Annotated in this window: 13 protein-coding genes; 4 read left to right on the top strand and 9 right to left on the bottom strand. The window is 65.6% G+C overall.

What is annotated here, in order from left to right; translation table 11 throughout:
* Positions 1-119 precede the first annotated feature (119 nt).
* Together fliG and fliF are read right to left on the bottom strand one after the other, a co-directional pair.
* The gene (gene fliG / locus VF536_RS10235) at positions 120-1115 is read right to left on the bottom strand and encodes a flagellar motor switch protein FliG (protein ID WP_331614737.1); all 996 of its coding nucleotides are present in this window, start codon (positions 1113-1115) and stop codon (positions 120-122) included.
* A 47-nt stretch (positions 1116-1162) separates the two neighbouring features.
* The gene (fliF, locus tag VF536_RS10230; protein WP_331614736.1) at positions 1163-2896 is read right to left on the bottom strand and encodes a flagellar basal-body MS-ring/collar protein FliF; all 1734 of its coding nucleotides are present in this window, start codon (positions 2894-2896) and stop codon (positions 1163-1165) included.
* A gap of 164 nt (positions 2897-3060) precedes the next feature.
* Here fliF and fliE point away from each other — a divergent pair, with 164 nt between their 5' ends.
* Positions 3061-3381, top strand: a complete 321-nt coding sequence (gene fliE / locus VF536_RS10225; protein ID WP_377161309.1) for a flagellar hook-basal body complex protein FliE — start codon at positions 3061-3063, stop codon at positions 3379-3381.
* Positions 3382-3467: 86 nt separating this feature from the next.
* On the opposite strand, the gene VF536_RS10220 is transcribed toward fliE, so the two are convergent.
* The 7 genes from VF536_RS10220 to VF536_RS10190 all read right to left on the bottom strand — a co-directional run bounded on the left by VF536_RS10220 (position 3468) and on the right by VF536_RS10190 (position 10431).
* Entirely contained in the window at positions 3468-4205 is a 738-nt protein-coding gene (locus tag VF536_RS10220) for a flagellar brake protein (RefSeq protein ID WP_331614735.1), read from the bottom strand.
* A gap of 177 nt (positions 4206-4382) precedes the next feature.
* A complete protein-coding gene (locus VF536_RS10215) occupies positions 4383-4682 on the bottom strand; it encodes a flagellar protein FliT (protein ID WP_067282807.1) in 300 nt (99 codons plus the stop codon).
* A gap of 107 nt (positions 4683-4789) precedes the next feature.
* The gene (fliS, locus tag VF536_RS10210) at positions 4790-5224 is read right to left on the bottom strand and encodes a flagellar export chaperone FliS (RefSeq protein WP_331614733.1); all 435 of its coding nucleotides are present in this window, start codon (positions 5222-5224) and stop codon (positions 4790-4792) included.
* A gap of 212 nt (positions 5225-5436) precedes the next feature.
* Complete coding sequence (fliD, locus tag VF536_RS10205; protein WP_331614732.1) at positions 5437-6906, bottom strand: flagellar filament capping protein FliD; 1470 nt, start codon at positions 6904-6906, stop codon at positions 5437-5439.
* A 164-nt stretch (positions 6907-7070) separates the two neighbouring features.
* Positions 7071-7940 (bottom strand): flagellin, encoded by an 870-nt coding sequence (locus VF536_RS10200; RefSeq protein ID WP_331614731.1) that lies wholly within the window; start codon positions 7938-7940, stop codon positions 7071-7073.
* 325 nt (positions 7941-8265) lie between these two features.
* Positions 8266-9108: a flagellin gene (locus VF536_RS10195; protein ID WP_331614730.1), complete on the bottom strand. Its 843-nt coding sequence runs from the start codon at positions 9106-9108 to the stop codon at positions 8266-8268.
* Between the two features lie 483 nt (positions 9109-9591).
* Positions 9592-10431 (bottom strand): flagellin, encoded by an 840-nt coding sequence (locus tag VF536_RS10190; protein WP_331614729.1) that lies wholly within the window; start codon positions 10429-10431, stop codon positions 9592-9594.
* A gap of 655 nt (positions 10432-11086) precedes the next feature.
* Between VF536_RS10190 and VF536_RS10185 the strand changes: the two genes are divergently transcribed.
* The 3 genes from VF536_RS10185 to VF536_RS10175 all read left to right on the top strand — a co-directional run.
* Positions 11087-11578, top strand: a complete 492-nt coding sequence (locus VF536_RS10185; protein WP_331614728.1) for a tetratricopeptide repeat protein — start codon at positions 11087-11089, stop codon at positions 11576-11578.
* Positions 11579-11827: 249 nt separating this feature from the next.
* A complete protein-coding gene (gene flhD, locus VF536_RS10180) occupies positions 11828-12154 on the top strand; it encodes a flagellar transcriptional regulator FlhD (RefSeq protein ID WP_088403399.1) in 327 nt (108 codons plus the stop codon).
* 75 nt (positions 12155-12229) lie between these two features.
* On the top strand, positions 12230-12586 hold a 357-nt coding region (locus VF536_RS10175; RefSeq protein ID WP_331614727.1), incomplete at its 3' end, for a FlhC family transcriptional regulator.

Genomic DNA, 12586 nt, shown 5'->3' with positions numbered 1-12586 from the left:
CGGCCATACGTATTGCCGCGCTGCTGATCGCCGTCGGCGCGCGGCGGGGGCGGAACTTGGCGGGGAGGGCGGGTGACCATCGTGGCGGGTGTCCGTCGGCGGAAGAAGCGACCAGCGTATTACAGGAACTGGTCGTCGCCGCCGCCGGCGAGCACGATCTGGCCCTCGTCGACGAGGCGACGGACGACCTTGAGGATTACCTTCTGCTCGGCCTCGACCTCGGACAGGCGGACCGGGCCGCGCGAATCCAGGTCTTCGCGCAGCGTCTCGGCGGCGCGGGAGGACATGTTGCGGAAGATCTTCTCGCGCAGCTCCGGGCCGGCGCCCTTGAGCGCGACGATGAGCGACTCGGACTGCACTTCCTTGAGGATGGCCTGGATGCCGCGGTCGTCGATCTTGTCCACGTCGTCGAACGTGAACATGTTGTCCATGATCTTCTGCGCCAGGTCCGAGTCGGCCTCGCGGATGTAGTCCGGCACCGAGGCCTCGACGCTGGTGCCCATCATGTTGATGATCTCGGCCGCGGTCTTGACGCCGCCCAGGTTGGACTTCTTCATCCGCTCGCCGCCGGCCAGGATCTGGCCCATGACCTCGTTGAGGTCCTTCAGCGCCATCGGCTGGATGCCGTCCAGCGTGGCGATGCGGATCAGCACCTCATTGCGCTGGCGCTCGGTGAAGACGCGCAGCACCGAACTGCTCTGGTCGAAGTCCAGGTGCGACAGGATGGCGGCGACGATCTGCGGGTGCTCGTTGCGCAGCAGTTCCGCGACCGAGCCCGGGTCCATCCACTTCAGCGATTCGATCGAGGAGACGTCCGAGCCCTGCAGGATCCGGTCCAGCAGCAGGTTGGCCTTGTCCTCGCCCAGCGCCTTGCGCAGCACGGAGCGGACGTATTCGTCGGTGTCGCTGACCAGGGTGCTCTGGGTCTCGGCGACCAGGTCGAACTTGTCGAGCACGCGCTCGACACGCTCGCGCGGCACGACCTTCATCTTGGCGATGGTCTCGCCGAGCTTCTGCACTTCCTTGGGCGCGAGGTGCTTGAAGACCTCGGAGGCTTCCTCCTCGCCCAGCGACATCAGCAGGATGGCTGCGTCTTCTACGCCTTTGTCGTCCATGGTGGTGTCTCGTTATCGGTCCAGGTGGGCTGCTCGGTCGTCGGGGCTCAGCGGCGGCCGCCGGCGGGCGCGGCCGTTTCCAGCTCCTCGCCGTTGACCCAGGCGCGCATGATGTTGGCCACCGCGATCGGGTTCTCCTTGGCCAGCAGGCGGGCGCGTTCCAGCTTGTCGTTGGAGACCGGCGCCTCCAGGGCCGGCAGGCCGCCGGGACCGCGCGGGCCGCCGAGCGCCAGCTGTTCGTCCTCGACCACGCTGAGCGCGTTGTTGCTGGCAGTGTCGTCCTTCTGTTCGGCCGGCGGCGGGAAAGCCGCCTTGAGAGCAGGGCGAACCAGCCCGAACACGGCGATCAGCGCGACCAGCACCAGGGCGGCGGGCACGGCGAAGTCGCGGGCGACGTCGCGCAGCCAGGGCTGCTGCCACAGCGGCACGTCGGCGTTCTCGATCTTGTCGGACACGAACGGGGTGCTGATGACCTTGATCGAATCGCCGCGCTCCTGCGAGAAGCCCAGCGCCTCCTTGACCAGCGAGTCCAGCTTCTGGATCTCGGTGTCGGACAGCGGCTGGCTGGACGTCTTGCCATTCTTGTCGGTGACGGTCTTCTGGTTGACCACGACGGCGGCGTTCAGGCGACGGATCTGGCCGATCGCGTTGCGGGTGACGCGCACGGTGCGGTCGAGCTCGAACTGCGTGTCGTTGTTGCGGCGCAGGTTCTGCGTGCCGCCGGACTGGCCGGCCGGCTGCAGCTGCTGGGCCTGGCCGTTGATCGGCGCAGCGGCCTGCGGCGGCACCTGGTTGGTGGTCGCGCCGGGCACGCCGGTGGGCACGCCGGCGCTGCCGCCGGATTGTTCTTCGGAGGTCAGGCGACGCACGCTGCTCTGCGTGTTCGGACCCTGGTTGGGCTTGTATTCCTCGGCGGTCGATTCGACCTGGCTGAAGTCGACGTCGGCGGTGACCGTCGAGCGCAGGTTGTCGCGGCCGACGACCGGCTCGAGCAGTTCGGCGACCCGCTTGTTCAGATTGGCTTCGATCTGCTGCTTGTACTGCAGCTGCTGGCTGTCCAGGCCAATGGCGTTGCCATCCGGATTCTGGGAGAGCAGGGCGCCGGTGCTGTCGAGCACGCTGACGGCCTTGGGATTCAATTCCGGCACCGACGAGGACACCAGATGGACGATGCCGGCGATCTGTGCGCGGTCCAGCGTGCGGCCGCCGCGCAGCGTCAGCATGACGGAGGCGCTGGGCTTCTGCTGTTCGCGGAAGAAGCCGTTCTGCTGCGGCATGGCCAGGTGGACGCGCGCGTCGGCGACGTCGGCCATGGCGGTGATGGTGCGGGTGAGCTCGCCTTCGAGCGCGCGCTGGAAGTTCAGCCGTTCGTTGAAGGCGGTCTGGCCGATGGACTGCTTGTCCATCAGCTCGAAACCGACGACGCCGCCCTTGGGCAGGCCGGCCGACGCCAGCTTCATGCGCAGGTCGTAGACCTGGTTGGCGGGCACCATGATGACGCCGCCCGGGTCGTTGCGGTAGGGCACGTTCATCTGCGACAGCTGCGCGATGACGGCGCCGCCGTCCTTGTCGGACAGGCCGGAGAACAGCGGCCGGTAGTCCGGCTTGGCCGTCATCATCGACATCGCCACGATGACCGCCAGCAGCGCGGCCACGCCGCCGCCCAGCATCATCTTGCTCTTGGTGGGCATCGCCGCCAGACGGGCGGGCAGGCCGGCCGGTTTGGCGGTCTGCTGCACCTCGGGGAGTCCGGCGGCGGGGCTGCTCAGGGCGTTGTCCATGGGGTGGTCGTGGTACGGCTGGTGTCGAACGGGGTGCCCAGGCGGACGCCTCGACACAGGACTGGATTATTTCGATGCAGGCCCTCAAGAATGGTAGGAACAGGCCGAAGAAGGCCCCCCAGTTCGGAGCTATGGCCGGCACGCGGATCCGTACGATGCGTTCCGTGGACCTGAAACTCAAACCCTTCGACTTCGCCAACGCGGTGGCACGCGCCGGCCTGACCCCACAAGGTCAGCCGGTGGCCAAGGCCGCGTCGGGTGGCACGAGCTTCGCGGATGCGATGAGCTCGGCGTTGAAGTCCGTCAGCACGCAGCAGAACGAGGCGTCGCGGCTGCAGCGGGAGGTTCAGCTGGACAACCCCACCGTCAGCCTCGAAGAGACCATGGTCGCCATGCAGAAGGCGCAGATCGGCTTCCAGGCGACGCTGCAGGTGCGCAACCGGCTCGTGTCCGCCTATTCGGAAATCATGAACATGCAGGTCTGAGGCGGGCCGGAGGCGCTTCCAGACATCCGATGCACGAACGGAAAAGCCGCCTCACGGGCGGCTTTGTTCATTCTGGGGGCGATGAATCAGAGGCTGCGGCGCATCAGCCGTTCGCGCTTCTGTGCCTGGTCGATGAAGATCTGCAGGGCGCGGGCAGCCGTCGGCGCCAAAGAAACGAACGCGCAGCCGGCATGGCGCGGCGCGCCGTGTTCGCTCTCGGACATGTGCTGGATCCTGAGCAGCGTGGAGAAACTGACTTCGCGCTCGAGCTCCAGCGTGCCGCTGATCTCCTCGCCCGCTTGCGGAGCGGGGACGACGTTCGCCGGCCATTGCAGCGCGATGCCGCCGGCGCTCACGTTCATCACGCGCATGCGAGGGAAGGACGGGTCGGCCAGCTTCAGCGCCGGGTAGAGCTGTCCGGCGGACGCGACCCGGTAGGCCTGCCGCCGCTGGAAGCGGTACAGCCGCAACGGAACCGGGGACCGCAGCACCTCGGCACCGTCGCCGCGGATGGCCACCAGGCCCGAGACGTCGAACTGCAGCTTGATCTTGTCCAGGAACGCGGTGGCCACCAGTTCATCGCTGGCCAGCACCGGCGCGAGCGTGTCGCCGACTTGCGGCGCTTCCATCGTCAGCATCCCGTGCGGCGTGTCCAGCGCCCGCAGCACGGTGTGGATGGCTTCGCCGTCCGGCGTCGACAGCTGGATGCGCGCCTGCGACTGCAGCAGTTCGCGCAGCCAGTTCATGATCTCGCCGGGCGCGTCCATCCGGAAATCGGTGTCCGCGGCGTCGGGGGGGCTAGGGGATAGCTTCAGGTCGCTCAAGGCCAGCATCCGGCAGGGTTCATCGGGAAAATTCTCTCGCATCCCCAAGGCAAACGCCGCGCCAACCCCATCCGTTCAAGGGGCCGGTCGCGGCGCTGTCGTGAGTCCGAGGCCCGGTCGCGTGACCGAAGTCTCGACTCGCGGGGCGGTCGGACGAGGAGCCGATCAGCGGGCTGATCAGTGGACCGTCTTGGACTTGCCCTTCATCAGCTGGTCCAGGTCTTCCAGCCACGGCTCGGCCAGGTGGCGGATCTCGGCGTCGTTGACCAGGATGCGCTGCATGATGCGCGTCTTCAGCTGCGCCTCGTCCGGACCCAGGTTCTGGCTGGACGCCGCATGCTTGAGCTGCGAGATCAGCAGCACGCAGGCGCCTTCGAGCTTCACCACTTCGTCCCAGTTGCCCGAGCGGGCGGCGCTCAGCATGTCGGCGCTGGCTTGTTCGATGGCTTCGTAGTAGCTCAACAGTTGGGTGCTCATGAGGCGGTCCGGAGTCGGGGCGGCGTGGGCGACGGAGGTCTGGGGCTTGGCGGTGTACTTGGACATGAAACTTCTCAAGTCGTCAGGCTGAAGGGTGGTTCCGGGGCTCAGGCCGCGGCGCGTTGGTCGGCGGTGGCCGGGGCGATGCTGGCCCAGGCTTCCTTGATCGGTTGCAGCAGCTTCACGCATTCCTCGACGGCGACGTCGTCGCTGCGAAGGTTGGCATAGGTGAGCCGGGTGCAGATGTAGGCATACAGGTCACGCAGGTCCAGGGCCAGCTCGCCCGACTCCAGGTTCAGGGCCGCTTTCAGGCCTTCGTCCAGGATGCGGACCGCGCGGCTCAGGCTGCGGTTCTTCACTTCGACATTGCCGGAGCGGATCGCGCCGATGGCTTGCGTCATCGAATCGAAGGCGCCGTCCAGCAGCAGGCTCACGAGGCGGTGCGGCGAAGCCGTCATCACGTCCGTTTCCACGCCGACGCGGTTGTACATGCTGCTGGCGCGCTGACCGTGGGAGGCGAAGGGGGAGGAGTTGCCGTACATGATTTGTCGCTGCGATGTGCTGAAGTGCTTGAATCAGTTTTCGGCCCCCGCCTGCCCAACTTGAGCCTCCCCTGTGTCGAATTTGTCTCGAAATTTTGCCTGCGTGAAGAAAAGGAAAAGCCTCCGTGAGGAGGCTTGTCGCTGCTCTTTTCGAAGCGCCGGAGAAGGGCGGCGGCGACGGTCTTGTTCCGACCGCGACCGCGAGCCCGGTGTCAGGCGCTGCTGATCATGCTGGTGATCTTGTTGACGTAGCTCTGCAGGTCGTTGAGCTTGGCCATCTGCGTGTCCAGTGCCGTGTACTGCGCGCGCAGGCGCTTTTCATAGGCGTCGGCGCGGTCGTTGAGCTCGTCGACGCGCTTGCCGTTGGCCGTCACGCGCGACTGCAGGCCGGTGGTCCGGGTCGTGATCGAACCGTCGAAGCCGGTCACCTGGTCGGCAAAGGAGCGCCACCGCGTGGCCATGCCATTGTTGTTCGGGTCGCTGCTGTCCACGCCCATGAAGAGGTTCTTCAGGTCGCCCATGCTGCCGAGCGCGCTGGTCAGCTTGGTGTCGTTGACCTTCATCGTGCCGTCGGCGCCGACGTCGATGCCGATGTCCGACAGCCGGCCGAACTGGCCGCCCAGCGTGCTGCCCGACGCCGTGATGTTGCGCAGCTGGCTCTGCAGGCCGACCGCAGTGCTGTCGCCTTGCAGCGTGCCGGCGGTCTTGTTCGTGTCGTCGTACTTGGTGTCGTTGCGCATCAGCGTCATCAGGCTGTTGTACGACGTGACGAAGTCGTTGATCGCCTTCTTGACGCTGTCCTTGTCCTGGCCGACGGTGATCGTGGACTGCGCGGGAATGATGGTCGCGCCGGTGGAATCCGCCGGGTCCTTGGTGCCGCCCTTGAGCAGGTTGATCGTCAGGCCGTCGACGGCGCCTTCGATGTTGTTGGTGGCGGAACTGATCGCCAGGCCATTGACCGTCAGGTTGGCGTTTTTGGCCGCGGTGTTCTGCGTCATCGACGTGACCGAGGACGTCGGGTCATAGGCCAGCGCGGACAGGCCGCTGGCGTCCGAGCCGTTGCCATCGTCGTCGGCGGTGGTGATGCGGAAGCCGTTCGCTTCGCCGGTGTCCTTGGAGCGGATCACCAGACGCTGGCCGTTGGCGTCGGTGACGACCGAAGCGAGCACGCCGGCGCCCGAGCCATTGATCTTGTCGCGGATGTTGGACAGCGTGTCGGTGGCAGAGATGGAGACGCTCACCGGCGACGCGCCGTTCTTGCCGGTGAAGGTCGAGTTGTCCGAGCTCCACTGGCCCAGCTCGATGGTCATCGACCCCGAGCCGACGGTCGAGTTCGTCGCGAAGGCCTTGCTCGACAGCGATTGCGGCGAGGCCAGGTTGGTCACGCTCAGCGCGTAGGAGCCCGCGCCCGAACCGGCGCCGGCGATGACGGTCGCCATCGAGGTGTCGGAGGACGTGGCGGTCAGCGCCGCCCAGGTCGACGGATTGGCCAGCTTCGCGGCCGCGTCGCGCATCGTGCTGAAGGCGCTCTTGATCTTGCCGTACTCGGAGATCTGCGTCTTGATCGTGTCGGTACGCGTCTGGAGATCGGTGATCGGCTGTTTCTCGAGCGAGACCAGCTTCGTGACGATGCTCTCGACGTCCAGGCCGCTGCCCAGACCGGCCGAAGTGATGGATGCCATCGTTGTTACTCCCTGTGATCCTGGTCAGCGTGACCCGGCTTCCTGCACGGAAGTCCCATGCGCGACAGGGCCTCGCGTGTGTCGCGTGAGGCCCTGTCCTGGATATCGGCCCATGGCGGTCCGACTTTAGGACGGAGCCCGGGCGATCTGATTGCGTTTTTCTATCAGCCCTTGAGCAGCGACAGCACCTGCTGCGGCAACTGGTTGGCTTGCGCGACCATCGCGTTGCCCGCCTGCTGCAGGATCTGCGCGCGGCTCAGGTTGGACGTTTCGACCGCGAAGTCGGCGTCCATGATCCGGCTGCGGGCGGCGGTCTGGTTCTCATAGGCCACCTGCAGGTTGGAGATCACGGCGTCGAAGCGGTTCTGCGTCGCACCCAGCGTGGCGCGCTGGCTGTTGACGGTGTCCAGCGCGGTGTCGATGTTGGCCACGACGGTGGCGATCGCCGCCGCGTCGGCCGTGCGGTCGATGACCGCCCGGCCGGTGCCGTTGGCGTCCGTGCCGGCGACGTTGGTGATCGTCGTGTCTTCCGTCATGTTCGGCGTCGTGACGGTGATCTCGTCGTTGGACGTCGTGTTCGGGCCGACCTGGAAGGTCTGCGGCGTCGACGCATCCTGACCGAGGATGTACTTGCCGTTGAAGGTCGTCCCCGCGGTGACGCGCTGGATTTCCTTGGCGAGCTCGCCGAACTCCTTGTCCAGCGAATCCTTGTCGCTGTCCGCGTTGGTCGCGTTGCGGGCCTGGATCGCCAGTTCGCGCATCCGCTGCAGCGAATCGGCGACCTTGCCCAGCGCGCCTTCCGCGGTCTGCGACAGCGAGATGCCGTCGTTGGCATTGCGCATCGCCACCGTCATGCCACGCGCTTGCGAGTTCATGCGTTCGGCGATCGCCAGGCCGGCGGCGTCGTCCTTCGCGGAGTTCACCCGCAGGCCCGACGACAGGCGCTGCATCGACGTCGCCAGCGACGACTGCGACGAGTTCAGATTGCGTTGCGCGTTCAGCGAGGCAATATTGGTGTTGATGGTCTGTGGCATTGATGCACTCCTGCGGAGATCCTGTCCTGGCTGCGATCCCGGTTAGGTGGGTCGGTTCCCGACCTCACCCGCGGATCCTCGCTGCGCCATCGCAGTCATTGTTTGGATCTGCCGGTTGGACCGGTGGTCGAGCGGTACTACCTGCTCGATGGTTCCCATTGTGCGAAACGTGCTTCAACGCCGATTGGCCGATTAACGGGCGGAAAACCCGCCATTAGCAAACCAATAAAAGAAGGCCCCGCATCGGTCCCGGAGGGACGATGCGGAGCCTTGGGAGGCCCGGCCGCGAAGGCCGGTGCTTGAGGAGACTATCCGTGGAAGGGGGTCAGCTGCGCAGCAGCGACAGCACTTGCTGCGGGAGCTGGTTGGCCTGCGCCACCATCGTGTTGCCGGCCTGCTGCAGGATCTGCGCGCGGCTCAGGTTGGCGGTTTCCGCGGCGAAGTCGGCGTCCATGATGCGGCTGCGGGCGGCGGTCTGGTTCTCCACCGAGACCTGCAGGTTGGAGATGATCGCGTCGAAGCGGTTCTGCGAGGCGCCCAGGACGGCGCGCTGGCCGCTGACCGTGGTGATGGCCGCGTCGATGTTGTCGATCACGGTCTTCAGCGCGTCGGGCGTCGAGGCGTTGTCGATCACGCCACCGGTGACGGCAGTGATCGTGGCGTCGTTGGTCATGTTGTTGGTGACAACGTCCACCGTGTCGTTGGCGCTGGTGTTGGCGCCGATCTGGAAGGTCTGCGTGCCGGCGTCGTCGCCCAGGATGGACTTGCCGTTGAAGGTGGTGCCGCCGATGACGCGGCCGATTTCCTGACCCAGCTGGGCGTATTCCTTGCCGATCGAGTCCAGATCGGACGTCGTGTTCGTCGCGTTGCGGGCCTGGACCGCCAGTTCCCGCATGCGCTGCAGCGAGTCGCCCACCTTGGACAGCGCGCCTTCAGCGGTCTGCGACAGGGAGATGCCGTCGTTGGCGTTGCGCACCGCGACGTTCATGCCGCGGACCTGGGCGTTCATGCGCTCTGCGATCGCCAGACCGGCGGCATCGTCCTTGGCGGAGTTGACGCGCATCCCCGAAGACAGGCGCTGCATCGACACCGACAGCGACGACTGCGAGGACGACAGGTTGCGCTGGGCGTTGAGCGATTGCAGGTTGGTGTTGATGATCTGAGCCATGATCCATTCCTTTAAATTTCAAAGACCTTCTGCGGTCTCGGCGGACGGTTGAATAATCGTCCGACTGAGCCGGACCACGTGGCCCTAGCTGTTGAATGCGGACCCGTTGATGCAGTTATCGGGCCGCGCAGGAATGGACTTGAGGCCTTCTTCAAAAGAAAGCTTGTAACGCCCCATTGCGGGCGTGATGAAGTGGCGGGGAGCCACTGGGCGGGCATTTGCTGCGCGCCGCTCTGAAGCGGATGTAGAGCTGTCTGGAAGACGACTCCGTCAGGCCTGGCGCGGGCTCTCCACGGGGCATGGGGCCTCGCGTCCGCGAACCCCAAGCCCCATTCCGGCCCCACCCTCGCTCGTTGACTTCTCTTTCACCACCACTGCTGCCAGCAGCGCTAGCGTGATGGGGAAAGAGAAGGGGACCGCGTCCCCTTCGAGGATCCTGGCGACCGCTGACGCGTGAGCGTCGGCGGTCTCCTCTTCCTTCTATCAGCGCAGCAGGGCCAGCACTTGCTGGGGAGCCTGGTTGGCCTGCGCGATCATCGCGTTGCCGGCCTGCTGCAGGATCTGCGCGCGGCTCAGGTTGGCGGTTTCCGAAGCGAAGTCGGCATCCATGATCCGGCTGCGGGCCGCGGTCTGGTTCTCGACCGAGATCTGCAGGTTCGACACGATCGCGTCGAAACGGTTCTGCGAGGCGCCCAGCTTCGAACGTTCGCCCGAGACCGTCTTGATCGCCGAGTCGATGTTGTCGATCACGGTGGCCAGGTCGGTGGTCGACGAGGCGTTGGTGATCGCGCCGTTGGTCACGCCGGTGATGGTCGTGTCCGTGGTCATGTTGGTCGTCGTCACGTCGACCGAGTCGTTCGCCGTCGTGTTGGCGCCGATCTGGAAGGTCTGGGTGCCGGCGGCGTCAGCCAGGATGGCGCGGCCGTTGAAGGTCGTGCCGCCCAGGACGCGCTGGATTTCAGAGCCCAGCTGGGCATATTCCTGACCGATCGAGTCCAGGTCGGTCGTCGTGTTCGTGGCATTGCGAGCCTGCACCGCCAGTTCACGCATGCGCTGCAGCGAGTCACCGACCTTGGACAGCGCGCCTTCAGCGGTCTGCGACAGGGAGATGCCGTCGTTGGCATTGCGCTGGGCGACGTTCATGCCGCGCACTTGGGAGTTCATGCGGTCGGCGATCGCCAGGCCGGCGGCGTCGTCCTTGGCGGAGTTGACGCGCAGACCCGAAGACAGGCGCTGCATGGAGACTGCCAGCGAGCTCTGGCTGGTCGAGGTGTTGCGCTGAGCGTTGAGCGACAGCAGGTTGGTGTTGATGACTTGGGCCATGATTGCTCCTAACAGCTATACGTAAATACCGGCAAAAGCGCCGAACCACACATGAGCGCCTGAGTCCTCCGATCCTCCGACCCGCCGTGAGGCGAACCGGCCGAGGATCTCGGATGCTCCTGCTGAACCGCCCGGGCCATTTCCCGGTTCGGTCCCAGTCCGACGCTAGTCAACCGTTGCCGTCCCACCCCTCATCGGAAGCCAAGAACGTCAGGCCTTCTAACCGGACCACGTGCCGCCTGCCTGCTTCGACCTGCCAGCAAGACTGCTTGTCTTTGCTGGCCTGTCGCTGCGTTCAGCAGCCCCGTTGAGTTGGTTATCGGGACCCTCGACATAGAACTTGAGGGCAATTTGTCAAGACTTGTGATCTGTTGATAAGCAGGTCTTGCAACGCGTTGTTTGTCGTTTGACTTCGACCCGGACTCGTGCCCGGGTGTCGGTCTGGCGACGGACATGGGGGTATCTACGGCCTGAATGCGGCGGGATTGAGGGGGAATGCCGGCGCTTTTCGTGTGCTCGATCACGGGGGTGCCACCCTAAAGTGCCTCCTGGCGATGCCGACAAGCGGGATCGCCGCATCCGCCACCTTCGCCGGGACCGGTCTCGGCACGAGACCGGACTCGATCGACGAGTCCCAACGACCATGGAGAGATCTATGCCACTGCAAGCGCAAACCGAGGCACGGTCCGCCGTGTCGATGATCGACGCGTCGATCGACGAACAATTTCACGGAACGATCCGCCCGGGATCCGGCGAGGCCCGCCTCCTGCTGGCCCAGGCACGCAACGCCGCCTACGCGCAGGCCGCGCAGGGTCGCATCGGCGACGGCGTCGCGCTGCTCTACAACGCGCTGGAAATGGCGCCGATGAGCGTCGATCTGCTGTCCGACGTCGGCGCGCTGCTGCTGGCCGCGGGTCAGCTGAAGGACGCCGCGCTCTATGCACATCGCGCGGTCGAGCTCTCGCCGCAACACGCGCCGTCCCTGTACACCCTCGGCTTCGCGCTGTCGGGCCTGGGGGAAGTGAAGGCCGCGATCGAGGTGTTGAGCATCCTCAATGAAGGCCAGGCCCTCGAGATGCTGCGTCGCGATTCGCCGGAACTGATGGCGATCGTCGACTCCGAATTGCTGCGTCTGCAAGCCGCCTGAACGGCCGACGCGCTGTCGTCGCCGGGACGGCCTGACAGGCTGTCTCCCTGAAAAACCGCCGCCGAGCCCGCAACCGCGGGCCTGGTCCGGCGGTTTTCTCATTGGGGCCTGTCAACGTGTAGGAATCAGGCTGACAAGGCGGTCGTCCCGCTCCCTAGCCTGTCTCTGGCGCCACCCTGATGTTGCGAGAACGGGGGTTTCTTCAGAATTCATTCCATCGCAGCAACGCAACCCACCAGGAGCCACCCGATGAACAGCGACCAGATCCTTGCCGAGATCCGCGAAGCCAACCTGTCGTACCTGATGCTGGCTCAAAGCCTGATCCGTGCCGACCGCGAACAAGCGCTGTACCGCCTGGGCATCTCGGAAGAGACCGCAACGCTGCTGAACACGCTGAGCCCGGCGCAGATGATGAAGATGGCGTCCGGCAACACGCTGCTGTGCCGCTTCCGCATGGACGACGACCTGGTGTGGGGCCTGCTGACCTCGCACGGCAAGCCGGCCGCCAACGACAGCGTGTCCCGCCTGCATGCCTCCATCCTGATGGCCGGCCGCCATCAGGAAGCCGCCGCCTGATTCTGTCGATCCAGGCAACTGCCCCAGGCAGAGAAATTGCCGCCCGAGAACATCCGAAAGCAACCGGAGCACCCCATGCGCACCAAGTCCATCCTGACCGAAGCCAAGCAGATCGATCGCGCCGTGACGTTGATCAAGCTGGGCGCGCGCCTGCAAGTGCTGGAATCGGAAACCGACCTGAGCTACGAGCGTCTGCTGCGCCTGTACAAGGAAGTCTCGGGCAAGAGCCCCAGCAAGGGCCAACTGCCGTTCTCGACGGACTGGTTCATGACCTGGCAGCCCAACATCCACGCCAGCCTGTTCCTCAACATCCACGAGTACCTGAACAAGGTCGCCGAGATGGACGAGATCGACGTCGTCATCAAGGCCTACCAGCTGTACCAGGAACAGACGGCGGCCCAGAACCTGGAGCAGCTGCTGTCGGTGACCCGC

Source organism: Roseateles sp., from assembly GCF_036486225.1.
GTDB lineage: Bacteria > Pseudomonadota > Gammaproteobacteria > Burkholderiales > Burkholderiaceae_C > Roseateles.
The sequence above is the reverse complement of the archived record's forward strand: the minus strand, read 5'-3'. Positions and strand labels throughout refer to the sequence as shown.